Raw genomic sequence first — 24,173 nt, forward strand, 5'->3', positions numbered from 1 at the left:
CTGTGCCATTGCCCCCAGCGCATTAATTTCCACCGGGGTGCATGCTGCGGCCTGGAAAGATGCGCTCTCCAGCGCCGCCAGCGAACTTGGCAACCAAAACAGCACGACACAGGAAGGCGGTTGGTCGCTCGCGTCATTAACTAACTTGCTTAGCAGCGGGAACCAGGCCTTAAGCGCAGATAACATGAACAACGCCGCAGGCATTCTGCAATACTGCGCGAAGCAAAAGCTGGCGTCGGTAACCGATGCCGAAAACATCAAGAACCAGGTGCTGGAAAAGCTGGGCCTGAACAGTGAAGAGCAAAAAGAAGACACCAACTATCTGGATGGCATTCAGGGTTTGCTGAAAACCAAAGATGGTCAGCAACTCAATCTGGATAACATCGGAACGACTCCGCTGGCAGAAAAGGTGAAAACCAAAGCCTGCGATCTGGTGTTAAAGCAGGGGCTGAACTTCATTTCCTGAACCGCGAAACGCCGCGTTTTAGCTGTTACCCGGCTGACGCGGCTCTCTCCTGCCCTTTTCCCTGCTCCTGGACGGTTTTCCCCCTGTTACACGGGAAGCGACCGCGATCAAAAAAGTCTGTTTATAAACTAATTCCTAACAACATCGCATTTTTTTGACACTAGAATTGCAGCAATATGGCGACGCCATTACATTGTGCTTCTCAAAAAGCTTAAACGTTGGCTAAACGGCCCGGTTTAGTGAGGATCGCCCGTTGTCAGAACTACTCTCTTTCGCCCTTTTTCTCGCCTCTGTGCTGATTTACGCATGGAAAGCGGGACGTAACACCTGGTGGTTTGCAGCCACATTAACGGTGCTGGGGCTATTTGTCGTTTTAAATATCACCCTGTTTGCCAGCGACTATTTTACTGGCGATGGTATTAACGACGCGGTTCTCTATACCTTAACCAACAGCCTGACCGGTGCTGGCGTCAGCAAATACATCCTGCCGGGTATCGGCATTGTGCTGGGGCTGACAGCGGTGTTCGGTGCGCTGGGCTGGATCCTGCGCCGTCGTCGCCATCATCCGCACCATTTTGGTTACAGCCTGCTGGCGCTCTTACTGGCGCTGGGTTCGGTGGACGCCAGCCCAGCATTTCGTCAGATAACGGAACTGGTGAAATCCCAGTCACGCGATGGCGACCCGGACTTTGCGGCTTATTATAAAGAGCCGTCGAAAACTATCCCTGACCCGAAACTCAACCTGGTTTATATCTACGGCGAAAGTCTCGAGCGGACCTATTTTGATAACGAAGCTTTCCCGGATCTCACGCCTGAACTGGGCGCGTTGAAAAATGAAGGCCTGGATTTCAGCCACACGCAGCAGCTGCCAGGAACGGATTACACGATTGCGGGCATGGTGGCTTCTCAGTGCGGCATACCGCTGTTTGCCCCCTTTGAAGGCAACGCCTCCGCCTCTGTCTCCAGCTTCTTCCCGCAGAACATCTGTCTGGGCGATATCCTGAAAAACTCGGGTTATCAGAACTATTTCGTGCAGGGCGCGAATCTGCGTTTTGCCGGTAAAGATGTGTTCCTGAAGTCGCATGGCTTCGACCACTTATACGGCTCAGAAGAGCTGAAAAGCGTGGTGGCCGACCCGCACTATCGCAACGACTGGGGATTCTACGACGATACCGTTCTCGATGAAGCGTGGAAAAAGTTTGAAGAGCTTTCCCGCTCAGGTCAGCGATTCTCACTGTTTACCCTGACAGTCGATACCCATCACCCGGATGGTTTTATCTCGCGTACCTGTAACCGCAAAAAATATGATTTTGACGGTAAGCCGAACCAGTCATTCAGCGCGGTAAGTTGCAGCCAGGAGAATATCGCGGCGTTTATCAACAAAATCAAAGCGTCACCGTGGTTTAAAGATACCGTCATCGTCGTCTCTTCTGACCATTTAGCGATGAACAACACGGCGTGGAAATACCTTAATAAGCAGGATCGCAATAACCTGTTTTTTGTCATTCGTGACGACAAGCCGCAGCAAGAGACGCTGGCAGTGAAGCGTAACACGATGGATAACGGCGCGACGGTGCTGGACATTCTCGGTGGCGATAACTATCTCGGACTTGGTCGTAGCAGTTTATCCGGGCAGTCGATGTCGGAAATCTTCCTCAATATCAAAGAGAAAACATTGGCGTGGAAGCCGGATATCATCCGCCTGTGGAAATTCCCTAAAGAGATGAAAGAGTTCACTATCGACCAGCAGAAAAACATGATTGCCTTCTCGGGTAGCCATTTCCGTTTGCCGCTGCTGTTGCGGGTTTCAGACAAGCGCGTAGAACCGCTGCCGGAAAGTGAATACTCAGCACCGCTGCGTTTCCAGCTGGCCGATTTCGCTCCACGCGACAATTTCGTCTGGGTTGACCGTTGCTACAAGATGGCACAACTTTGGGCTCCGGAACTGGCACTCTCCACCGACTGGTGTGTCTCGCAGGGGCAGCTTGGCGGTCAGCAAATTGTCCAGCATGTTGATAAAACAATGTGGAAGGGCAAAACGGCATTTAAAGATACGGTCATCGACATGGCGCGTTACAAAAGCAATGTCGATACGCTGAAAATTGTTGATAACGATATTCGCTACAAAGCCGACAGTTTCATCTTCAACGTCGCCGGTGCGCCAGAAGAGGTGAAACAGTTTAGCGGGATTTCCCGTCCGGAGTCGTGGGGCCGCTGGTCCAACGCTCAGCTGGGCGATGAAGTAAAAATCGAGTACAAGCATCCGCTGCCGAAGAAATTTGACCTGGTGATTACCGCCAAAGCATACGGCAATAACGCCAGCCGTCCTATTCCGGTACGCGTAGGCAATGAAGAACAAACTCTTGTGCTGGGCAATGAAGTAACCACCACCACACTGCATTTCGATAACCCAACCGATGCCGACACACTGGTAATTGTGCCGCCGGAACCTGTCTCAACCAACGAAGGGAATATCCTCGGACACTCGCCGCGTAAGCTCGGGATCGGCATGGTGGAAATTAAAGTTGTGGAACGTGAAGGGTAATTCCTGACTGATGTGTAGGTCGCATAAGGTGCGACCTACACACCTTCTCCGGCCTACAAAACATCATTGAGAAACAGAAAAAAACAGCGCCCAACACTTCCCCGGACGCTGCATGGCAACTTTAATAATCTCGCCTTATCAGAAAGTAATTACACCCTTAATCAACTCACGATTGTTAATCACATCGCGCTCGTAGGTTTCTGCCAGCGTGGCGAACGGATAGCGATGGGTTAACATCATGTCGGCAGTGATTTTCCCTTCTGCCATCAGTCGACCGACTTTAGCGAAATCTTCCGGCGTGGCGTTGCGGCTGCCCATCATCGTCGTTTCTTTTTTATGGAATTCCGGATCGGAAAACTGCAACTCACCTTTAAACAGGCCGACAAATACCACCGTGCCGCCGTGACGAATCAGATTCACGGTGTTATTCATCGCATGTTGATTACCTGTCGCGTCGATCACTTTCTGCGCCAGCGAACCACCAAACTGCGCCCGTAGCTGCGCGTCAAAATCTTCGGCTGACGGGTCCAGTACAGGTAATTCCAGACGCGTTGCCACATGTTCACGGCGCGCTGGACTGGTATCCGCCACCACCACCTGTGCGCCATCGGCTTTAGCGATTGCCGCCGCGCCCAGACCGATTGGCCCCGCCCCGACCACCAGCACCTGCTCGCCGGGAGCAATGGCTGCGCGACGCACCGCATGAGCGCTAATAGCGAAAGGTTCAATCAATGCTGCCGCCTGCGGGTCAATACCGTCTGCGGGCAAAATGTTCGCCACCGGCACGCTCAAATACTCACTAAAACCGCCATCCTGATGCACGCCAATGACTGAAATTTTTTCACAGCAATTGGTACGCCCGCTTTTACACGCCGGGCATTGCTGACAGGCAACATAAGGGATCACAGCAACTTGCTGACCATTTTTAAGATCAGCAATATTTTTACCCAGCCCAACAATCTCCCCACATATTTCATGGCCTAAAACACGTGGATAACTAAAAAATGGTTGATTTCCACCCCAGGCATGAATATCGGTACCGCAAATCCCGACAGACTTAATTTTTATTAATGCTTCATTGTCACCCGGAATAGGTATCTCGCGTTGTTTCCAGACTAATTCTTTCGGCTGCTGGCAAATTAAAACATTCATCGTAGACATGATTCGGCTCTCCATTTTTTGTTGCCTTAGATATCAATGAAAATGAAAAATGGCAGCGGAACGGAAAATCTGTTTTGTGAAAACACACGCATAAAAATGTTTTAAATCGGGTTTTAATGGACTCACAAGGAGGAAAATATGAGTCGTTCACAAAATTTACGCCACAATGTGATTAACCAGGTCATTGATGATATGGCGCGGGGTCATATCCCTTCCCCACTTCCATCGCAAAGTGCGCTGGCGGAAATGTACAACATCAGCCGCACAACAGTGCGTCATATTCTCAGCCACTTACGCGAATGCGGCGTCTTAACGCAGGTTGGAAACGACTATGTTATTGCGCGTAAACCTGACCATGATGACGGTTTCGCCTGTACTACCGCTTCAATGAGTGAACAAAACAAAGTGTTTGAGCAGGCTTTTTTCACGATGATAAACCAGCGTCAGTTACGCCCTGGGGAAACTTTTTCTGAACTGCAACTGGCTCGGGCCGCGGGTGTCAGCCCGGTGGTTGTAAGAGAATATCTTTTAAAATTCGGCCGTTATAATCTTATTCAAAGCGAAAAACGCGGCCAGTGGAGCATGAAGCAATTCGATCAATCCTACGCCGAGCAGCTGTTTGAGCTACGCGAAATGCTCGAAACACATTCACTTCAGCACTTTCTCAACCTGCCTGATCATGATCCCCGCTGGCTGCAGGCGAAAACCATGCTCGAACGTCATCGGCTACTGCGTGACAACATCGGCAATAGCTTTCGCATGTTCTCGCAACTTGACAGAGATTTTCACTCCTTACTGCTTTCAGCTGCCGACAATATCTTTTTTGATCAATCGCTTGAGATCATCTCAGTCATCTTTCATTTTCACTATCAATGGGACGAAAGCGATCTTAAACAGCGCAATATCATTGCCGTCGATGAGCATATGACCATTCTCAGCGCTCTGATTTGCCGCAGTGACCTTGATGCCACCCTTGCGCTCCGTAACCATTTGAATTCAGCTAAACAATCAATGATTCGATCCATTAATGAGAACACGCGTTATGCTCATTAAGTACGGATTAAAAACAGCAAACTATTAGCGGGTGCACGGTTTTATCAAAAGATAAATACCGGGAAATTCCCGCTTACCTATGCTCACAATCAGTCGACTAAAAATTTTTTTGTGAGCGGTAGTAAAGTCCTAAAACTTTAACCTGCCGTTAATGTCAACCTTGCGTAATTCACAATTACGTAAACAATTAAAATTATAAATACAGGAGTCCGGCGTGGAAAAAGAAAATATCACCCTCGATCCGCGTTCTTCATTTACTCCATCTTCGTCGGCAGATATTCCCGTGCCACCAGATGGATTAGTTCAACGCAGTACCCGAATTAAACGCATTCAAACCACCGCCATGTTGTTATTATTTTTTGCGGCGGTAATCAATTATCTCGACCGCAGTTCGCTGTCGGTAGCAAATTTAACGATTCGTGAAGAATTGGGATTAAGTGCCACCGAAATCGGCGCTTTGCTCTCCGTGTTTTCACTCGCTTACGGGATTGCGCAACTTCCTTGCGGCCCACTATTGGATCGTAAAGGCCCACGCCTGATGCTGGGACTGGGGATGTTCTTCTGGTCACTGTTCCAGGCAATGTCTGGCATGGTGCACAACTTTACGCAGTTCGTGTTGGTGCGTATCGGTATGGGGATTGGTGAAGCGCCGATGAACCCATGCGGTGTAAAAGTCATTAACGACTGGTTCAACATCAAAGAGCGCGGACGCCCGATGGGCTTCTTCAACGCAGCTTCTACCATTGGCGTTGCCGTAAGCCCACCGATTCTGGCGGCGATGATGCTGGTGATGGGCTGGCGCGGGATGTTTATTACCATTGGTGTACTGGGGATTTTTCTCGCCATCGGCTGGTATATGCTCTATCGCAACCGCGAGCACGTAGAACTGACTGCCGTTGAACAAGCTTATCTCAATGCAGGTAGCGTCAATGCCCGCCGAGATCCGCTCAGTTTTGCCGAATGGCGCAGCCTGTTCCGTAACCGTACAATGTGGGGAATGATGCTCGGATTCAGTGGCATCAACTACACTGCGTGGCTGTATCTGGCCTGGCTTCCTGGTTACCTGCAAACAGCCTATAACCTGGATTTAAAAAGCACAGGGTTGATGGCGGCTATCCCTTTCCTGTTTGGGGCTGCCGGGATGCTGGTCAACGGTTACGTTACTGACTGGCTGGTCAAAGGGGGAATGGCTCCGATTAAAAGCCGTAAGATCTGCATTATTGCCGGGATGTTCTGTTCTGCCGCCTTTACGCTGGTCGTACCACAAGCGACAACATCCATGACGGCGGTTCTGCTGATTGGCATGGCACTGTTCTGTATTCACTTTGCCGGAACATCCTGCTGGGGCTTGATCCACGTCGCAGTTGCTTCTCGCATGACTGCGTCGGTGGGCAGTATCCAGAACTTTGCCAGCTTCATCTGCGCCTCTTTTGCGCCGATCATTACTGGTTTTATTGTTGATACCACCCACTCATTCCGTCTGGCACTAATCATCTGCGGTTGCGTCACCGCAGCGGGGGCACTGGCGTACATCTTCCTGGTTCGTCAGCCGATCAACGACCCACGTAAAGATTAATCTCCTTATGCCCGATAACATTTTGCTTATCGGGCATTTTCATGGCGATTAAAATGTTTCCCAGTTCTCCTCGCTATCTGCCACGGCCATTTTACGCGGCGCAGCTGGCGTCACGGTTTTTACCACAGCCGATGTTTCACGCTGCTGTTGCTGAATCCGGAACACTGCCACTGCTTCGGTCAGGCGACTGGCCTGCTCTTCCAGCGCGGCGGCGGCGGCGGCAGATTCTTCCACCAGCGCGGCGTTCTGTTGAGTTACCCGGTCCATCTCAGCAACCGCTAAGCCAACCTGATCGATACCACGGCTCTGCTCATCAGAAGCAGAAGCTATTTCGCCCATAATGTCCGTCACGCGGGTCACAGCACTGACAATCTCCGCCATTGTTTCCCCGGCGCTTTCGACCAGTGTAGAGCCAACATCCACTTTCCCCACCGAGTCTTCAATAAGGCTTTTAATTTCACGAGCCGCCTGAGCGCTACGCTGGGCCAGATTACGCACTTCTCCCGCAACCACCGCAAAACCGCGCCCTTGCTCACCCGCACGCGCTGCTTCAACCGCCGCGTTCAAAGCCAGAATATTGGTCTGGAAGGCAATGCCGTCAATTACGCTGATAATATCGGCGATTTTCTGCGAACTGGTGGAGATATCGCGCATAGTCTGCACCACGTTATCTACCACTTTGCCGCCCCGTTGCGCCGTTTCAGAAGCACTTAATGCCAGATGGCTGGCCTGGCGCGCATTCTCGGCGTTCTGTTTCACCGTTGCGGTCAGTTGCTCCATGCTGGCTGCCGTCTCTTCCAGCGAAGCGGCCTGTTGCTCGGTGCGCGAAGAGAGATCGTTATTGCCGGTAGCGATTTCGCTGGCACCGCTATAGATGGCATTGGCCCCGTTGCGCACATCACCGACGGTACGCATCAGCTCTCCCTGCATATGGCGCAAACTCTCTGCCAGTTGCCCCATCTCATTAGAGCCATCCACCTCAATCGGTTTCACCAGATCGCCGCCTGCAATATGACGGATGCTGTCAATCAGGCGATTCATTGGCGCTACCAGCGAGGCTTTAATACCGAACCAGACGGCGAAGATGACCGCCAGTACGACGATCATCACGCCCACCAGAATCCACATCGCCTGGCTGTAGGAGGCATTGTTATCGCTGACGGCGATATCATAGAGCCGATCGTTTTGCTCCATGTAAGCCACATACTGCTTCTCGAAACCGTCTTGATATCCCTGGGTCGGCTGATCAAAGAACTCGTTGATTTTGCCTGCACCTAACAGTTGGATCAGCTCCGCCAGCGCATTGTGATAAATATCGTAATTACGTTTGATCTCTGCCGCTGCGGCGGTGCTCTGACGCGGGTCACGCGGCAACGCTTCGTAATCCGCCCAGTTTTTTTCCGCCTGTTTCAGCGAAATACTGGCACTCTGCATCAGCTCAGCAACGGTTGAACCGCTACCAATATTATTCTGATCCATCATGTAGCGGATACCCGCGCGGTTGAGGGTGTTACGCGTCTGCAACAACGCGACCCAGCTGCCATTCAGCGTGGATTGCTGCTGGCGAATGGTTTGTAAAACAGTGAAATTTTCTTTGTCATTCTTTAAGGCATTAAAGAACAGACCGCCTGATGTCAGTTGTAAAAGGCCAAAAACGGCCAAAACCAGCAGTAAGCTGGTCACGATCTTGATACGTTTTAACATGGTTTCTCTTTCCTGTGGACCGATGCAAGATTTTCGGCCTGGAAAGCAAAAACTTTATGAAAAGGTGTAACCCGCCATCCATGGAAAAACCAGGCGCTGGTTATCAGATACTAAAAAGTTATTCATTATCGCCCGGGATGGCTTCTTGTCGGGAATTGCCCAGAGCAATAAATTCCTCTAACAGATGGGTTAACTGTTGCATTTTCTCGGCAGTAAACTGAGCTTCAATCTGCCGATAGGCTTCTTCAATCTGTGTCTGAGCGCGGTTATACAGCGCCTGCCCCTCTTTGGTTAGCGAGATATAGAGCTTCCGCTGATCATTGATCGGCTTTAATCGCAACACTAAACCGTCGCGTTCCATCCGCGTAAGGATCCCGGTCAGGCTTGGGCGCAAAATGCAGGCGCGATACGCCAGATCGTGAAAATCCATTGATGGGCTTTCCGCCAGAATACGCACGATGCGCCACTGTTGCTCAGTCAAATTATGCCGTTTAACGATTGGGCGAAAATAACTCATCGCCGCTTCTCGCGCCTGGAGCAACGCAATGGTTAGAGAGTCGTGCATTATCTTTCCCCTGAAAAATTCAAAATCATTAATATAGAAACAGTTAATCATCACGTTACCGGGACTGCGCTGCCCCTGCAATTCTTCATTTTATCAAAATTGAGCATATTTTGTTAACTTGCTGATATTTAATATTTTATTATCTTTAAATGTAAATGGTTTGTTAATTAGATCACATTTACATCACTTACTTTTGCCAAACTACGCAATCGGGAATAAAAGTAATCATTAACATATTAATGATTAAAATGATCGAATCCGAGGAGTGGTAATGAAAGGCACTATCTTCGCCGTAGCGTTGAACCATCGCAGCCAACTTGATGCATGGCAGGAAGCGTTCCAGCAATCCCCCTACAAAGCCCCGCCTAAAACTGCGGTCTGGTTTATTAAACCGCGCAATACGGTGATTGGTTGCGGTGAACCGATTCCCTTTCCACAGGGTGAAAAGGTACTGAGCGGTGCGACTGTTGCGCTGATTGTGGGAAAAACGGCGACGAAAGTAGGTGAAGAAGATGCGGCAGAGTACATCGCCGGATATGCGCTGGCTAACGACGTCAGCCTGCCGGAAGAGAGCTTTTACCGCCCGGCAATCAAAGCAAAATGTCGTGATGGATTCTGCCCCATTGGCGAAACCGTGGCTCTCAGCAATGTCGATAATCTGACCATCTATACCGAGATCAACGGGCGTCCTGCCGATCACTGGAATACCGCCGATTTACAACGTAACGCCGCGCAGTTGCTGAGCGCCCTGAGCGAATTTGCCACACTGAATCCAGGCGATGCCATTCTGCTCGGCACGCCACAGGCGCGCGTGGAAATACAGCCAGGCGATCGCGTTCGTGTTCTCGCAGAAGGTTTCCCGCCGCTGGAAAATCCGGTAGTGGACGAACGTGAAGTGACCACGCGCAAGAGCTTCCCAACGCAGCCACACCCGCACGGCACGCTGTTTGCCCTCGGCCTGAACTACGCCGACCACGCCAGCGAACTGGAATTTAAGCCACCGGAAGAACCGCTGGTGTTCCTGAAAGCGCCAAATACCCTCACTGGCGATAACCAGACCTCCGTGCGTCCAAACAATATTGAATACATGCACTATGAAGCGGAGCTGGTGGTAGTTATTGGCAAACAGGCGCGTAACGTCAGCGAAGCCGATGCCATGGATTATGTCGCGGGCTACACCGTGTGTAACGACTACGCCATTCGCGACTATCTGGAAAACTACTACCGCCCTAACCTGCGGGTCAAAAGCCGCGACGGACTGACGCCGATGCTTTCAACCATCGTGCCGAAAGAGGCGATCCCGGACCCGCATAATCTGACCCTTCGCACCTTCGTCAACGGCGAGTTACGCCAGCAAGGCACCACCGCCGATCTGATCTTCAGCGTGCCCTTCCTGATCGCCTACTTAAGCGAATTTATGACCCTGAATCCGGGCGACATGATCGCCACCGGCACACCAAAAGGCTTATCTGACGTGGTGCCTGGCGATGAAGTGGTGGTGGAAGTAGAAGGCGTGGGCCGCCTGGTGAACCGAATTGTGAGTGAGGAAACAGCGAAATGAAAAAAGTAAATCATTGGATCAACGGTAAAAATGTTGCAGGTAACGACTACTTCCAGACTACCAATCCGGCAACGGGTGAAGTGCTGGCGGATGTGGCCTCCGGCGGTGAAGCGGAGATCAATCAGGCGGTAGCGGCAGCGAAAGAGGCGTTCCCGAAATGGGCCAATCTGCCGATGAAAGAGCGCGCGCGCCTGATGCGCCGTCTGGGCGATCTGATCGACCAGAACGTGCCGGAGATCGCCGCGATGGAAACCGCGGACACGGGCCTGCCGATCCATCAGACCAAAAATGTGTTGATCCCACGCGCTTCTCACAACTTTGAATTTTTCGCGGAAGTCTGCCAGCAGATGAACGGCAAGACTTATCCGGTCGACGACAAGATGCTCAACTACACGCTGGTGCAGCCGGTAGGCGTTTGTGCACTGGTGTCACCGTGGAACGTGCCGTTTATGACCGCCACCTGGAAGGTCGCGCCGTGTCTGGCGCTGGGCAATACCGCGGTACTGAAAATGTCGGAACTCTCCCCGCTGACCGCCGACCGCCTGGGTGAGCTGGCGCTGGAAGCTGGTATTCCGGCGGGCGTGCTGAACGTGGTACAGGGCTACGGCGCAACCGCAGGGGATGCGCTGGTCCGTCATCATGACGTGCGTGCCGTGTCGTTCACCGGCGGTACGGCGACCGGGCGCAACATCATGAAAAACGCCGGGCTGAAAAAATACTCCATGGAACTGGGCGGTAAATCGCCGGTGCTGATTTTTGAAGATGCTGATATTGAACGCGCGCTGGACGCCGCCCTGTTCACCATCTTCTCGATCAACGGCGAACGCTGCACCGCCGGTTCGCGCATCTTTATTCAGCAAAGCATCTACCCGGAATTCGTTAAACGCTTTGCCGAACGCGCCAACCGTCTGCGCGTGGGCGATCCGAACGATCCGAATACCCAGGTTGGCGCGCTTATCAGCCAGCAGCACTGGGAAAAAGTCTCCGGCTATATCCGTCTCGGCATTGAAGAAGGCGCAACCCTGCTGGCGGGCGGCCCGGATAAACCGTCCGACCTACCTGCGCACCTGAAAGGCGGCAACTTCCTGCGCCCAACCGTGCTGGCAGACGTTGATAACCGTATGCGCGTCGCCCAGGAAGAGATTTTCGGGCCGGTCGCCTGCCTGCTGCCGTTTAAAGACGAAGCTGAAGGCTTACGCCTGGCAAACGACGTGGAGTACGGCCTCGCGTCGTACATCTGGACTCAGGATGTCAGCAAAGTGCTGCGTCTGGCGCGTGGCATTGAAGCTGGCATGGTGTTCGTCAACACCCAGAACGTGCGTGATTTGCGCCAGCCGTTTGGCGGCGTAAAAGCCTCCGGCACCGGGCGTGAAGGCGGTGAGTACAGCTTCGAAGTGTTCGCGGAAATGAAGAACGTCTGCATTTCCATGGGCGACCATCCAATTCCGAAATGGGGAGTCTGATATGGGTAAGTTAGCGTTAGCCGCCAAGATCACGCACGTACCGTCGATGTATCTCTCTGAACTGCCAGGGAAAAACCACGGTTGCCGCCAGGGCGCGATCGACGGGCATAAAGAGATCAGCAAGCGTTGCCGGGAAATGGGCGTCGATACCATTATCGTTTTCGATACCCACTGGCTGGTCAACAGTGCTTATCACATCAACTGTGCAGACCATTTTGAAGGCATCTACACCAGCAACGAGCTGCCGCATTTTATCCGCGATATGACCTACAACTACGAGGGCAACCCGGAGTTGGGGCAGCTTATTGCCGATGAAGCCTTAAAGCTCGGCGTGCGGGCAAAAGCGCACAACATTCCCAGCCTGAAACTGGAATACGGCACGCTGGTACCGATGCGCTACATGAATGAAGACAAGCACTTCAAAGTGGTCTCCATTTCGGCTTTCTGCACGGTTCACGATTTTGCTGACAGCCGCAAGCTGGGCGAAGCGATTCTGAAAGCGATCGAACAGTACGACGGCACCGTGGCGGTCCTTGCCAGCGGTTCGTTATCGCACCGCTTTATTGACGATCAGCGTGCAGAAGAAGGGATGAACAGCTACACCCGCGAGTTCGACCGCCAGATGGACGAGCGCGTGGTGAAGTTGTGGCGCGAAGGCCAGTTCAAAGAGTTCTGCAATATGCTGCCGGAGTACGCCGACTACTGCTACGGCGAAGGCAATATGCACGACACGGTGATGCTGCTGGGGATGCTCGGCTGGGATAAATACGACGGCAAGGTGGAGTTTATCACCGAGCTATTCCCAAGCTCTGGCACCGGTCAGGTTAACGCTGTTTTCCCGCTTCCCGCGTAAGGAACCACCATGCCGCACTTTATCGTGGAATGTACTGAAAATATTCGTGAAGAAGCCCGCTTACCTGAGCTGTTTGCCAGTGTTAACACTGCACTGGCGGCAACGGGGATTTTTCCGCTTGGGGGAATACGTAGCCGGGCGCACTGGATCGATACCTGGCAAATGGCTGATGGCAAGCACGATTACGCCTTTGTGCATATGACGCTAAAAATCGGCAGCGGGCGCAGCCTGGAAAGCCGTCAGGAAGTGGGCGAAATGCTGTTTGATCTGATTAAAACGCACTTCGCCTCACTGATGGAGAGCCGTTACCTGGCGCTTTCATTTGAGATTGCAGAGCTGCACCCGACGCTGAATTTTAAACAAAACAACGTGCACGCGTTGTTTAAATAAATTTGCACCAGCTTCCAGGCCGGATGATAAGGCGCAGCCGCATCCGGCAATGCCACAGGATATCGCTATGTTCGATAAACACACCCACACCCTGATCGCCCAGCGTCTGGATCAGGCAGAAAAACAGCGCGAACAGATCCGCGCGATCTCGCTGGATTACCCGGAGATCACCATCGAAGACGCTTACGCGGTGCAGCGTGAATGGGTTCGACTGAAAATCGCCGAAGGTCGCACGCTGAAAGGCCACAAAATCGGCCTGACCTCGAAAGCGATGCAGGCCAGCTCACAAATCAGCGAGCCGGATTACGGTGCCCTGCTGGATGACATGTTCTTCCACGATGGCAGCGATATCCCGACCGATCGCTTTATCGTGCCGCGCATTGAAGTGGAGCTGGCTTTCGTGCTGGCAAAACCGCTGCGTGGGCCAAACTGCACGCTGTTCGACGTCTACAACGCCACGGACTATGTGATCCCGGCGCTGGAGCTGATCGACGCTCGCTGCCACAACATCGATCCGGAAACCCAGCGCCCGCGCAAAGTGTTCGACACCATTTCCGATAACGCCGCCAACGCCGGGGTGATCCTCGGCGGTCGTCCGATCAAACCAGACGAACTGGATCTGCGTTGGATCTCCGCCCTGATGTATCGCAATGGCGTGATTGAAGAAACCGGCGTCGCCGCTGGTGTGCTGAATCATCCGGCAAACGGCGTGGCCTGGCTGGCGAACAAACTCGCACCGTATGACGTACAACTGGAATCCGGGCAAATCATTCTCGGCGGTTCGTTCACCCGCCCGGTTCCGGCGCGTAAGGGCGACACCTTCCACGTCGATTACGGCAACATGGGCTCCATTAGCTGCCGCTTTGTTTAAGGAGAGAACGATGGAAAACAGTTTTAAAGCGGCGCTGAAAGCAGGCCGTCCGCAGATTGGATTATGGCTGGGGCTGAGCAGCAGCTACAGCGCGGAGTTACTGGCCGGAGCAGGATTCGACTGGTTGTTGATCGACGGTGAGCACGCGCCGAATAACGTGCAAACCGTGCTCACCCAGCTACAGGCGATTGCGCCCTACCCCAGCCAGCCGGTAGTACGTCCGTCGTGGAACGATCCGGTGCAAATCAAACAACTGCTGGACGTCGGCACACAAACCTTACTGGTGCCGATGGTTCAAAACGCTGACGAAGCCCGTGAAGCGGTACGCGCCACCCGTTATCCCCCCGCCGGTATTCGCGGTGTGGGCAGTGCGCTGGCCCGCGCCTCGCGCTGGAATCGTATTCCTGATTACCTGCAAAAAGCCAACGATCAAATGTGCGTGCTGGTGCAGATCGAAACGCGTGAGGCAATGAAGAACTTACCGCAGATTCTGGACGTGGAAGGAGTCGACGGCGTGTTTATCGGCCCGGCGGATCTGAGCGCCGATATGGGTTATGCCGGTAATCCACAGCACCCGGAAGTACAGGCCGCCATTGAGCAGGCGATCGTGCAGATCCGCGAAGCGGGCAAAGCACCGGGGATCCTGATCGCCAATGAGCAACTGGCAAAACGCTATCTGGAACTGGGCGCGCTGTTTGTCGCCGTCGGCGTTGACACCACCCTGCTCGCCCGCGCCGCTGAAGCGCTGGCAGCACGGTTTGGTGCGCAGGCTACCGCCGTGAAGCCCGGCGTGTATTAATGCCGGATGCGCTGCGCTTATCCGGCCTACACTCGCACCAAATCGTAGGCCGGATAAGGCGTTACGCCGCATCCAGCAAAAACCTTGTCGTACCCTACAAAAATCCCATTAGAGGAAGAAAAATGAGCGACACCTCACCTGCCATACCGGAGAGTATCGATCCGGCGAATCAGCATAAAGCGCTGACTGCAGGACAACAGGCGGTTATTAAGAAGCTATTTCGCCGCCTGATCGTCTTTCTGTTCGTGCTGTTTATCTTCTCGTTCCTTGATCGCATCAACATCGGCTTTGCCGGACTCACGATGGGACGCGACCTCGGTCTGAGCGCCACCATGTTTGGCCTCGCTACCACCCTGTTCTATGCCGCTTATGTCATCTTCGGCATTCCCAGCAACATTATGCTGAGTATTGTCGGTGCGCGGCGCTGGATCGCCACCATCATGGTGCTCTGGGGCATCGCCTCTACTGCCACCATGTTTGCCACTGGCCCCACCAGCTTGTACGTACTGCGTATACTGGTTGGCATTACCGAAGCCGGCTTTCTGCCTGGTATTCTGCTGTATTTAACCTTCTGGTTTCCGGCCTATTTCCGCGCCCGTGCCAACGCCTTGTTTATGGTAGCAATGCCGGTAACGACAGCGTTGGGCTCGATCGTTTCCGGCTACATTTTGTCGCTGGATGGCGTCATGGCATTAAAAGGCTGGCAGTGGCTGTTTTTGCTGGAAGGCTTCCCGTCGGTATTACTCGGCGTCATGGTGTGGTTCTGGCTTGATGACTCACCGGACAAAGCTAAGTGGCTGACGAAAGAAGACAAAAAATGCCTGCAAGAGATGATGGATAACGATCGTCTGACGCTGGTTCAGCCAGAGGGAGCCATCAGCCACCACGCCATGCAACAACGCAGTATGTGGCGGGAGATCTTCACTCCGGTGGTGATGATGTATACCCTGGCGTATTTCTGCCTGACCAACACACTTAGTGCGATCAGCATCTGGACACCGCAGATCCTGCAAAGTTTTAATCAGGGCAGCAGTAATATCACCATCGGCCTGCTGGCCGCCGTACCGCAGATTTGTACCATTCTCGGGATGGTCTACTGGAGCCGTCACTCAGATCGCCGCCAGGAACGAAGGCATCACACCGCCCTTCCTTATTTGTTCGCTGCCGCAGGTTGGTTACTGGCTTCGGCAACTGATCACAACATGATCCAGATGCTGGGGATCATTATGGCTTCGACCGGATCATTCAGCGCAATGGCGATTTTCTGGACAACACCGGATCAGTCCATCAGCCTGCGGGCACGAGCGATCGGTATTGCGGTGATCAACGCCACTGGCAACATTGGTTCAGCGTTAAGTCCGTTTATGATCGGCTGGTTGAAAGATTTGACCGGCAGCTTTAACAGTGGATTGTGGTTTGTTGCCGCGCTGCTGGTGATTGGTGCGGGGATTATCTGGGCGATTCCAATGCAGTCCTCCCGTCCGCGAGCGACCCCGTAAGGAACGACGATGTGTGACCGTCAGATTGCCAATATTGATATCAGCAAAGAGTACGATGAAAGCCTGGGCACGGACGATGTGCATTATCAGTCGTTCGCCCGCATGGCGGCATTTTTTGGCCGCCATATGCTGCCACATCGCCACGAACAGTACTTTCAGATGCATTTCCTCAATAGCGGACAGATTGAGCTACAACTTGACGATCATCGCTACTCGGTGGAAGCGCCCCTGTTTGTCCTGACGCCGCCGTCAGTACCTCATGCGTTTATTACGGAGTCTGACGCCGACGGTCATGTGTTGACGGTACGGGAAGATCTGATCTGGCCCCTGCTGGAAGTTCTTTATCCGGGCACTCGGGAAACCTTCGGCCTGCCGGGGATTTGCCTGTCACTGGCAGATAAACCCGACGAACTGGCGGCGCTGGAACACTATTGGCAACTGATAGAGCGGGAATCGGTAGAACAACTGCCTGGACGGGAACACACCCTGACGTTACTGGCACAGGCAGTGTTCACCCTACTGCTGCGTAACGCAAAACTCGACGACCATGCCGCCAGCGGAATGCGCGGAGAATTAAAACTGTTCCAGCGTTTTAATATGCTGATTGAAAGCCATTTTCATCAGCACTGGACAGTACCGGATTACGCTAACGAACTGCATATCACCGAATCACGCCTCACGGACATCTGCCGCCGCTTTGCCAACCGTCCGCCAAAACGGTTGATTTTCGACAGGCAGCTGCGAGAAGCCAAGCGGCTGCTGCTGTTTTCTGATAACGCCGTGAACAATATTGCCTGGCAACTCGGTTTTAAGGATCCAGCTTATTTTGCGCGCTTTTTTAATCGCTTAGTCGGTTGCTCGCCCAGTGCTTATCGTGCCAAAAAAGTACCTGTGACGTGAAAATCCCTTAGTCTTAACGGGAAACCAGGCACCACCTGCTATTCCCCTTTCTCCGCCTGGAGCAAGGGGATTTAGTAACGTCAAAAATCGCTAAAAGCGACCTCGATCACAAAACCGTACCCGACCTGAAAAGTACCAGCCATTGTCCCAAAAGTGTCTTCCCGTAATCGCCCCTGCAAGCTTCAATTGAATAACAAAAACAACACACAAAATTAACAATCGTATTCCGATTAATACTGTAGAGGTCGACATGAAACCAGAAGATTTCCGCGCCAGTACCCAACGTCCGTTCACCGGGGAAGAGTATCTGAAAAGCCTGCAGGATGGTCGCGAGATCTATATCTATGGCGTGCGAGTTAAAGACGTCACCACTCATCCGGCATTTCGTAATGCGGCAGCGTCTGTTGCCCAGCTGTACGACGCACTGCACAAACCGGAGATGCAGGACTCTCTGTGCTGGAACACCGACACCGGCAGCGGCGGCTATACCCATAAATTCTTCCGCGTGGCGAAAAGTGCCGACGACCTGCGCCAGCAACGCGACGCCATCGCTGAGTGGTCACGCCTGAGCTATGGCTGGATGGGCCGTACCCCAGACTACAAAGCTGCTTTCGGTTGCGCACTGGGCGCGAATCCGGGCTTTTACGGTCAGTTCGAGCAGAACGCCCGTAACTGGTACACCCGTATTCAGGAAACTGGCCTCTACTTTAACCACGCGATTGTTAACCCACCGATCGATCGTCATTTGCCGACCGATAAAGTAAAAGACGTTTACATCAAGCTGGAAAAAGAGACTGACGCCGGGATTATCGTCAGCGGTGCGAAAGTGGTTGCCACCAACTCGGCGCTGACTCACTACAACATGATTGGCTTCGGCTCGGCACAAGTAATGGGCGAAAACCCGGACTTCGCACTGATGTTCGTTGCGCCAATGGATGCCGATGGCGTCAAATTAATCTCCCGCGCCTCTTATGAGATGGTCGCGGGTGCTACCGGCTCACCGTATGACTACCCGCTCTCCAGCCGCTTCGATGAGAACGATGCGATTCTGGTGATGGATAACGTGCGGATCCCATGGGAAAACGTGCTGATCTACCGCGATTTTGATCGCTGCCGTCGCTGGACGATGGAAGGCGGTTTCGCCCGTATGTATCCGCTGCAAGCCTGTGTGCGCCTGGCAGTGAAACTCGACTTCATTACGGCACTGCTGAAAAAATCACTCGAATGTACCGGCACCCTGGAGTTCCGTGGTGTGCAGGCCGATCTCGGTGAAGTGGTGGCGTGGCGCAACACCTTCTGGGCATTGAGTGACTCGATGTGTTCTGAAGCGACGCCGTGGGTCAACGGGGCTTATTTACCGGATCATGCCGCACTGCAAACCTATCGCGTACTGGCACCAATGGCCTACGCGAAGATCAAAAACATTATCGAACGCAACGTTACCAGTGGCCTGATCTATCTCCCTTCCAGTGCCCGTGACCTGAACAATCCGCAGATCGACCAGTATCTGGCGAAGTATGTGCGCGGTTCGAACGGTATGGATCACGTCCAGCGCATCAAGATCCTCAAACTGATGTGGGATGCCATTGGCAGCGAGTTTGGTGGTCGTCACGAACTGTATGAAATCAACTACTCCGGTAGCCAGGATGAGATTCGCCTGCAGTGTCTGCGCCAGGCACAAAGCTCCGGCAATATGGACAAGATGATGGCGATGGTTGATCGCTGCCTGTCGGAATACGACCAGAACGGCTGGACTGTGCCTCACCTGCACAACAACGACGATATCAACATGCTGGATAAGCTGCTGAAATAACGCAGCAGGAGGTTAAGATGCAATTAGATGAACAACGCCTGCGCTTTCGTGACGCGATGGCCAGCCTGTCGGCAGCGGTAAATATTATCACCACCGAGGGCGACGCCGGACAATGCGGGATTACGGCAACGGCCGTCTGCTCGGTCACGGATACACCACCATCGCTGATGGTGTGCATTAACGCCAACAGTGCGATGAACCCGGTTTTTCAGGGCAACGGCAATTTGTGCGTCAACGTCCTCAACCATGAGCAGGAACTGATGGCACGCCACTTCGCGGGCATGACGGGCATGGCGATGGAAGAGCGTTTTAGCCTCTCATGCTGGCAAAAAGGTCCGCTGGCGCAGCCGGTGCTAAAAGGTTCGCTGGCCAGTCTTGAAGGTGAGATCCGCGATGTGCAGGCAATTGGCACACATCTGGTGTATCTGGTGGAGATTAAAAACATCATCCTCAGTGCAGAAGGTCACGGGCTTATCTACTTTAAACGCCGTTTCCATCCAGTGATGCTGGAAATGGAAGCTGCGATTTAAGCTCCAGCCCCTTCACGTATTCGTCGAAGGGGCATTTTTATTGTGATCTCAATCACATATCCACCCGATGAATAATTCTTGCCCAACCGCTCACCGCCATTCCTGACCGCTTACGTCCCTAAAATAACCACTCAGTTATTTACCTTACTTTACGCGCGCGTAACTCTGGCAACATCACTGCAGGATAGCGGTCAATTTACCTCCTCAAACGCAACGCAAACCTAGAACGGCTTCGGCCTATGATTAACAAATTACTCTATGAATTTTGGTTTGCAGGAAGGCAGCAAGTGAGTGAATCCCCGGGAGCTTACAACAGTAAGTGACAGGGGTGAACGAACGCAACTGCCGCACCTGTAAGCCAAAAGACGACGAGTAAAATGCCAGGTTTTACTATGGATACGAAAAAACTATTCAAGCACATACCCTGGGTGATTCTCGGAATCATCGGTGCATTCTGCCTCGCGGTAGTTGCATTACGTCGGGGGGAGCACGTCAGCGCCCTGTGGATCGTGGTCGCCTCTGTGTCGGTGTATCTGGTGGCGTATCGCTACTACAGTCTGTACATCGCCCAGAAGGTGATGAAACTCGACCCCACGCGCGCGACGCCTGCGGTTATTAACAACGACGGTCTGAACTACGTTCCGACCAACCGTTACGTGTTGTTTGGTCACCACTTCGCCGCTATCGCCGGTGCTGGTCCGCTGGTTGGTCCGGTTCTCGCCGCGCAGATGGGCTACCTACCTGGCACGCTGTGGCTGCTGGCGGGGGTAGTACTGGCCGGTGCGGTACAGGACTTTATGGTGCTGTTTATCTCCTCTCGCCGTAACGGCGCATCTCTCGGTGAGATGATCAAAGAAGAGATGGGACCAGTACCGGGGACTATCGCGCTGTTTGGCTGTTTCTTAATCATGATCATCATCCTTGCCGTCCTGGCGCTGATTGTGGTTAAAGCCCTGGCCGAAAGCCCGTGGGGTGTTTTCACCGTTTGCTCAACCGTACCGATTGCGCTGTTTATGGGTATCTACATGCGCTTTATCCGTCCGGGGCGTGTGGGTGAAGTCTCTGTCATTGGTATCGTGCTGCTGGTTGCCTCTATCTACTTCGGTGGCGTGATTGCTCACGATCCGTACTGGGGTCCGGCACTGACCTTTAAAGACACCACCATTACCTTCGCGCTGATTGGCTATGCGTTTGTTTCCGCACTGCTGCCGGTGTGGCTGATCCTCGCACCGCGCGACTATCTGGCAACCTTCCTGAAAATCGGCGTTATCGTCGGCCTGGCGCTGGGTATTGTGGTGCTGAACCCGGAACTGAAAATGCCTGCGATGACCCAGTACATTGACGGTACTGGCCCGCTGTGGAAAGGCGCTCTGTTCCCGTTCCTGTTCATCACCATCGCCTGTGGTGCGGTATCTGGCTTCCACGCGCTGATCTCTTCCGGTACGACGCCGAAACTGCTGGCTAACGAAACCGACGCGCGTTTCATTGGCTACGGCGCAATGCTGATGGAGTCCTTCGTGGCGATTATGGCGCTGGTTGCTGCGTCCATCATCGAACCGGGTCTTTACTTCGCGATGAACACCCCGCCTGCTGGCCTTGGCATTACCATGCCTAACCTGCATGAAATGGGTGGCGAGAATGCGCCGATCATCATGGCGCAGCTGAAAGACGTTACCGCACACGCGGCAGCGACCGTCAGCTCCTGGGGCTTCGTGATTTCGCCAGAGCAGATCCTGCAAACCGCGAAAGACATTGGTGAGCCTTCTGTCCTGAACCGTGCAGGTGGTGCGCCAACGCTGGCGGTAGGTATCGCTCACGTGTTCCACAAAGTGCTGCCGATGGCTGACATGGGCTTCTGGTATCACTTCGGTATTCTGTTCGAAGCCCTGTTCATCCTGACCGCGCTGGATGCGGGTACTCGTTCTGGCCGCTTTATGCTGCAAGACCTGCTGGGTAACTTCATCCCGTTCCTGAAAAAAACCGACTCTCTGGTTGCCGGTATCATCGGTACTGCGGGCTGTGTGGGTCTGTGGGGCTACCTGCTGTATCAGGGCGTGGTCGATCCGCTGGGCGGCGTTAAGAGCCTGTGGCCGCTGTTCGGTATCTCCAACCAGATGCTGGCAGCCGTAGCGCTGGTACTGGGCACCGTTGTGCTGATTAAGATGAAGCGCACCCAATACATCTGGGTAACTGTTGTTCCGGCTGTATGGCTGCTTATCTGCACCACCTGGGCGCTGGGCCTGAAACTGTTCAGCACCAACCCGCAGATGGAAGGCTTCTTCTACATGGCAAGCCAGTACAAAGAGAAGATTGCTAACGGTACTGACCTGACGGCGCAGCAGATTGCCAACATGAACCACATCGTTGTGAACAACTACACCAACGCAGGCCTGAGTATTCTGTTCCTGATTGTGGTGTACAGCATCATCTTCTACGGTTTCAAAACCTGGCTTGCGGTACGTAACAGCGACAAACGTACTGACAAAGAAACTCCGTACGTTCCAATCCCGGAAGGCGGCGTGAAGATCTCTTCGCACCACTAACCGTGTTTAGCCCCGCTTCGGCGGGGCTTTGTTCTTATCAGAGTGAACTATGTTTGGTAACTTAGGACAGGCAAAAAAATATCTCGGCCAGGCGGCGAAGATGTTGATTGGCATTCCAGACTATGACAACTACGTCGAGCATATGAAGACCAACCATCCCGACAAGCCGTACATGAGCTATGAAGAATTCTTCCGCGAACGCCAGAACGCACGCTACGGCGGCGATGGTAAAGGCGGTATGCGCTGTTGTTAATGGAGAGAGCATGAACCCGATTGCAGTTACCCTACTCACCGGTTTTTTAGGCGCGGGCAAAACCACCCTGCTGCGCCATATTCTTAATGAACAACACGGCTACAAGATTGCCGTGATTGAAAACGAATTCGGCGAAGTCTCCGTTGATGATCAATTGATTGGTGATCGCGCAACGCAGATCAAAACGCTGACCAACGGCTGCATCTGCTGTTCGCGCTCCAACGAGCTGGAGGACGCGCTACTCGACCTGCTGGATAATCTCGACAAGGGCAATATTCAGTTCGATCGTCTGGTCATTGAATGCACCGGCATGGCCGATCCTGGCCCGATTATTCAAACCTTTTTCTCCCATGAGATTTTATGCCAGCGCTACCTGCTGGACGGCGTGATTGCGCTGGTGGATGCGGTACATGCCGATGAGCAGATGAACCAGTTCACCATCGCCCAGTCCCAGGTGGGCTACGCCGACCGTATTCTGCTGACTAAAACCGACGTCGCAGGCGAAGCAGAAAAACTGCGTGAACGCCTGGCGCGCATCAACGCCCGTGCACCGGTCTACACCGTCACCCACGGCGACATCGACCTGGGCCTGCTGTTCAACACCAACGGTTTTATGCTGGAAGAAAACGTCGTCAGCACCAAACCGCGTTTCCACTTTATCGCGGATAAACAAAACGATATTTCGTCGATTGTGGTGGAACTGGATTACCCGGTAGATATCAGCGAAGTTTCCCGGGTGATGGAAAACCTGCTGCTGGAATCGGCGGATAAACTGCTGCGTTACAAAGGGATGCTGTGGATTGACGGCGAACCTAACCGCCTGCTGTTCCAGGGCGTCCAGCGCCTCTACAGCGCCGACTGGGACCGCCCGTGGGGCGATGAAACACCGCATAGCACGATGGTGTTTATCGGGATTCAGTTGCCGGAGGATGAGATTCGGGCGGCGTTTGCGGGGTTGAGGAAGTAATCGTGAAAGGTTGAGTGTAAAGCAGCTCAATGCCCCATTTAGCAGTGAGGGGGGAAACAGAACGACGTGCTCCCCTCCGCTAAGTTTTATTGCGCGTGAATACCTGGATCTGGCAAAAAATTGCCGCGTTTGGCGTCAGACCATGCTTCGCTACCAGAAGCAGGAATGTCGCTGTAATCAATGTCTTCGTCGGATTTATTAACCAAAGCCATGAGTTCAGCTTCTTGCTGCACATCAAGTGTGTAGAGTGTGCCCCGTTTATGTTTAACCATGCTCATTTATGACCAGAACCTTTACGATTTAATTATAAAGATGACTTATTTCAGCCATCCAGGCACGTTATATTCTGAGACATTCTCAATGGAATATGCATCTCTCCTGTCAGAACCTTTCTTACACTTCAACTCATTGAACCCCCATTTACCCTCTCTATTGGAATAAAATACAGTATATTTATCGGTATTAAACCCGAAATATCTTTCATCCGGACGTGAAATATTCAACTCTCCACATTTAACCTGACTGCGCCATTCAAAATCTATGGTGCTTTTTAAAACGTAGTACGAAATATTCTCTACATTTTTTGAAGCAAAAACTACTAAAATAGTAGATGCTATAAATGCTCCGGCAAGTATAAATAACCTATACACACTTAATTTAG

General features: G+C 52.8%; 21 protein-coding genes and 1 pseudogene. 17 read left to right on the top strand and 5 right to left on the bottom strand.

The window, feature by feature from the left end; all coding sequences use genetic code 11:
* Together yjjA and opgB are read left to right on the top strand one after the other, a co-directional pair.
* Positions 1-466: DUF2501 domain-containing protein YjjA (gene yjjA / locus QZF50_RS13485; protein WP_290388891.1), on the top strand; the 466-nt coding region annotated here is incomplete at its 5' end.
* A gap of 253 nt (positions 467-719) precedes the next feature.
* Positions 720-3,011 (top strand): phosphatidylglycerol--membrane-oligosaccharide glycerophosphotransferase, encoded by a 2,292-nt coding sequence (gene opgB, locus QZF50_RS13490; protein ID WP_001292653.1) that lies wholly within the window; start codon positions 720-722, stop codon positions 3,009-3,011.
* Between the two features lie 138 nt (positions 3,012-3,149).
* On the opposite strand, the gene lgoD is transcribed toward opgB, so the two are convergent.
* Positions 3,150-4,172 carry an L-galactonate oxidoreductase gene (gene lgoD / locus QZF50_RS13495; protein WP_000106033.1) on the bottom strand — a complete coding sequence of 341 codons (1,023 nt, stop codon included), beginning with the start codon at positions 4,170-4,172 and terminating at the stop codon, positions 3,150-3,152.
* A gap of 138 nt (positions 4,173-4,310) precedes the next feature.
* Here lgoD and QZF50_RS13500 point away from each other — a divergent pair, with 138 nt between their 5' ends.
* Both QZF50_RS13500 and QZF50_RS13505 read left to right on the top strand, forming a co-directional pair.
* A complete protein-coding gene (locus QZF50_RS13500) occupies positions 4,311-5,225 on the top strand; it encodes a GntR family transcriptional regulator (protein ID WP_000091572.1) in 915 nt (304 codons plus the stop codon).
* A 214-nt stretch (positions 5,226-5,439) separates the two neighbouring features.
* The gene (locus tag QZF50_RS13505) at positions 5,440-6,801 is read left to right on the top strand and encodes an MFS transporter (protein WP_000410129.1); all 1,362 of its coding nucleotides are present in this window, start codon (positions 5,440-5,442) and stop codon (positions 6,799-6,801) included.
* 48 nt (positions 6,802-6,849) lie between these two features.
* Here the strand turns inward: QZF50_RS13505 and tsr are convergent, their stop codons facing one another.
* Both tsr and hpaR read right to left on the bottom strand, forming a co-directional pair.
* Complete coding sequence (tsr, locus tag QZF50_RS13510) at positions 6,850-8,505, bottom strand: methyl-accepting chemotaxis protein (RefSeq protein ID WP_000919572.1); 1,656 nt, start codon at positions 8,503-8,505, stop codon at positions 6,850-6,852.
* Positions 8,506-8,623: 118 nt separating this feature from the next.
* Positions 8,624-9,070 carry a homoprotocatechuate degradation operon regulator HpaR gene (hpaR, locus tag QZF50_RS13515; protein WP_000543915.1) on the bottom strand — a complete coding sequence of 149 codons (447 nt, stop codon included), beginning with the start codon at positions 9,068-9,070 and terminating at the stop codon, positions 8,624-8,626.
* A gap of 271 nt (positions 9,071-9,341) precedes the next feature.
* On the opposite strand from hpaR, the gene hpaG reads away from it, so the two are divergent.
* The 13 genes from hpaG to yjiA all read left to right on the top strand — a co-directional run bounded on the left by hpaG (position 9,342) and on the right by yjiA (position 23,512).
* A complete protein-coding gene (gene hpaG, locus QZF50_RS13520; RefSeq protein ID WP_000679076.1) occupies positions 9,342-10,631 on the top strand; it encodes a 4-hydroxyphenylacetate degradation bifunctional isomerase/decarboxylase in 1,290 nt (429 codons plus the stop codon).
* Positions 10,628-12,094, top strand: a complete 1,467-nt coding sequence (gene hpaE / locus QZF50_RS13525; protein WP_000757512.1) for a 5-carboxymethyl-2-hydroxymuconate semialdehyde dehydrogenase — start codon at positions 10,628-10,630, stop codon at positions 12,092-12,094. The genes hpaG and hpaE overlap by 4 nt, the downstream gene beginning before the upstream one ends.
* A 1-nt stretch (position 12,095) precedes the next feature.
* Positions 12,096-12,947 (top strand): 3,4-dihydroxyphenylacetate 2,3-dioxygenase, encoded by an 852-nt coding sequence (gene hpaD / locus QZF50_RS13530; RefSeq protein ID WP_000516983.1) that lies wholly within the window; start codon positions 12,096-12,098, stop codon positions 12,945-12,947.
* 9 nt (positions 12,948-12,956) lie between these two features.
* The gene (locus tag QZF50_RS13535) at positions 12,957-13,337 is read left to right on the top strand and encodes a 5-carboxymethyl-2-hydroxymuconate Delta-isomerase (protein ID WP_001119868.1); all 381 of its coding nucleotides are present in this window, start codon (positions 12,957-12,959) and stop codon (positions 13,335-13,337) included.
* 67 nt (positions 13,338-13,404) lie between these two features.
* Positions 13,405-14,208: a 2-oxo-hept-4-ene-1,7-dioate hydratase gene (gene hpaH / locus QZF50_RS13540; protein ID WP_061892649.1), complete on the top strand. Its 804-nt coding sequence runs from the start codon at positions 13,405-13,407 to the stop codon at positions 14,206-14,208.
* A gap of 10 nt (positions 14,209-14,218) precedes the next feature.
* Complete coding sequence (gene hpaI / locus QZF50_RS13545; RefSeq protein ID WP_000431704.1) at positions 14,219-15,007, top strand: 4-hydroxy-2-oxoheptanedioate aldolase; 789 nt, start codon at positions 14,219-14,221, stop codon at positions 15,005-15,007.
* Between the two features lie 122 nt (positions 15,008-15,129).
* Entirely contained in the window at positions 15,130-16,506 is a 1,377-nt protein-coding gene (gene hpaX / locus QZF50_RS13550) for a 4-hydroxyphenylacetate permease (protein ID WP_001285769.1), read from the top strand.
* Between the two features lie 9 nt (positions 16,507-16,515).
* Complete coding sequence (gene hpaA, locus QZF50_RS13555) at positions 16,516-17,406, top strand: 4-hydroxyphenylacetate catabolism regulatory protein HpaA (protein WP_000332891.1); 891 nt, start codon at positions 16,516-16,518, stop codon at positions 17,404-17,406.
* A gap of 250 nt (positions 17,407-17,656) precedes the next feature.
* A complete protein-coding gene (hpaB, locus tag QZF50_RS13560; RefSeq protein ID WP_290388892.1) occupies positions 17,657-19,219 on the top strand; it encodes a 4-hydroxyphenylacetate 3-monooxygenase, oxygenase component in 1,563 nt (520 codons plus the stop codon).
* A 17-nt stretch (positions 19,220-19,236) separates the two neighbouring features.
* On the top strand, positions 19,237-19,749 hold the full coding sequence (locus QZF50_RS13565; RefSeq protein ID WP_001175457.1) for a 4-hydroxyphenylacetate 3-monooxygenase reductase subunit: 513 nt from the start codon (positions 19,237-19,239) through the stop codon (positions 19,747-19,749).
* A 392-nt stretch (positions 19,750-20,141) separates the two neighbouring features.
* Positions 20,142-22,292, top strand: a complete 2,151-nt coding sequence (btsT, locus tag QZF50_RS13570) for a pyruvate/proton symporter BtsT (protein WP_001298933.1) — start codon at positions 20,142-20,144, stop codon at positions 22,290-22,292.
* Between the two features lie 49 nt (positions 22,293-22,341).
* A complete protein-coding gene (locus QZF50_RS13575) occupies positions 22,342-22,545 on the top strand; it encodes a YbdD/YjiX family protein (protein ID WP_000467859.1) in 204 nt (67 codons plus the stop codon).
* Positions 22,546-22,555: 10 nt separating this feature from the next.
* A complete protein-coding gene (yjiA, locus tag QZF50_RS13580) occupies positions 22,556-23,512 on the top strand; it encodes a GTPase (protein ID WP_001347557.1) in 957 nt (318 codons plus the stop codon).
* Positions 23,513-23,598: 86 nt separating this feature from the next.
* Here yjiA and QZF50_RS13585 read toward each other — a convergent pair whose 3' ends face one another.
* The gene (locus tag QZF50_RS13585) at positions 23,599-23,790 is read right to left on the bottom strand and encodes an antitoxin (protein ID WP_000063145.1); all 192 of its coding nucleotides are present in this window, start codon (positions 23,788-23,790) and stop codon (positions 23,599-23,601) included.
* Positions 23,791-23,829: 39 nt separating this feature from the next.
* Positions 23,830-24,173: pseudogene (locus tag QZF50_RS13590) on the bottom strand (hypothetical protein); the annotation flags it as partial.

The sequence above is a fragment of the uncultured Escherichia sp. genome, assembly GCF_948475835.1.
Classification (GTDB): Bacteria; Pseudomonadota; Gammaproteobacteria; order Enterobacterales; family Enterobacteriaceae; genus ECMA0423.

What these genes read in the sequence shown, in the direction of transcription:
- lgoD (WP_000106033.1), bottom strand. Translation starts at nt 4,172, where the DNA reads ATGTCTACGATGAATGTTTTAATTTGCCAGCAGCCGAAAGAATTAGTC.
- QZF50_RS13500 (WP_000091572.1), top strand. Translation starts at nt 4,311, where the DNA reads ATGAGTCGTTCACAAAATTTACGCCACAATGTGATTAACCAGGTCATT.
- tsr (WP_000919572.1), bottom strand. Translation starts at nt 8,505, where the DNA reads ATGTTAAAACGTATCAAGATCGTGACCAGCTTACTGCTGGTTTTGGCC.
- hpaR (WP_000543915.1), bottom strand. Translation starts at nt 9,070, where the DNA reads ATGCACGACTCTCTAACCATTGCGTTGCTCCAGGCGCGAGAAGCGGCG.
- hpaG (WP_000679076.1), top strand. Translation starts at nt 9,342, where the DNA reads ATGAAAGGCACTATCTTCGCCGTAGCGTTGAACCATCGCAGCCAACTT.
- hpaE (WP_000757512.1), top strand. Translation starts at nt 10,628, where the DNA reads ATGAAAAAAGTAAATCATTGGATCAACGGTAAAAATGTTGCAGGTAAC.
- hpaD (WP_000516983.1), top strand. Translation starts at nt 12,096, where the DNA reads ATGGGTAAGTTAGCGTTAGCCGCCAAGATCACGCACGTACCGTCGATG.
- QZF50_RS13535 (WP_001119868.1), top strand. Translation starts at nt 12,957, where the DNA reads ATGCCGCACTTTATCGTGGAATGTACTGAAAATATTCGTGAAGAAGCC.
- hpaH (WP_061892649.1), top strand. Translation starts at nt 13,405, where the DNA reads ATGTTCGATAAACACACCCACACCCTGATCGCCCAGCGTCTGGATCAG.
- hpaI (WP_000431704.1), top strand. Translation starts at nt 14,219, where the DNA reads ATGGAAAACAGTTTTAAAGCGGCGCTGAAAGCAGGCCGTCCGCAGATT.
- hpaX (WP_001285769.1), top strand. Translation starts at nt 15,130, where the DNA reads ATGAGCGACACCTCACCTGCCATACCGGAGAGTATCGATCCGGCGAAT.
- hpaA (WP_000332891.1), top strand. Translation starts at nt 16,516, where the DNA reads ATGTGTGACCGTCAGATTGCCAATATTGATATCAGCAAAGAGTACGAT.
- hpaB (WP_290388892.1), top strand. Translation starts at nt 17,657, where the DNA reads ATGAAACCAGAAGATTTCCGCGCCAGTACCCAACGTCCGTTCACCGGG.
- QZF50_RS13565 (WP_001175457.1), top strand. Translation starts at nt 19,237, where the DNA reads ATGCAATTAGATGAACAACGCCTGCGCTTTCGTGACGCGATGGCCAGC.
- btsT (WP_001298933.1), top strand. Translation starts at nt 20,142, where the DNA reads ATGGATACGAAAAAACTATTCAAGCACATACCCTGGGTGATTCTCGGA.
- QZF50_RS13575 (WP_000467859.1), top strand. Translation starts at nt 22,342, where the DNA reads ATGTTTGGTAACTTAGGACAGGCAAAAAAATATCTCGGCCAGGCGGCG.
- yjiA (WP_001347557.1), top strand. Translation starts at nt 22,556, where the DNA reads ATGAACCCGATTGCAGTTACCCTACTCACCGGTTTTTTAGGCGCGGGC.
- QZF50_RS13585 (WP_000063145.1), bottom strand. Translation starts at nt 23,790, where the DNA reads ATGAGCATGGTTAAACATAAACGGGGCACACTCTACACACTTGATGTG.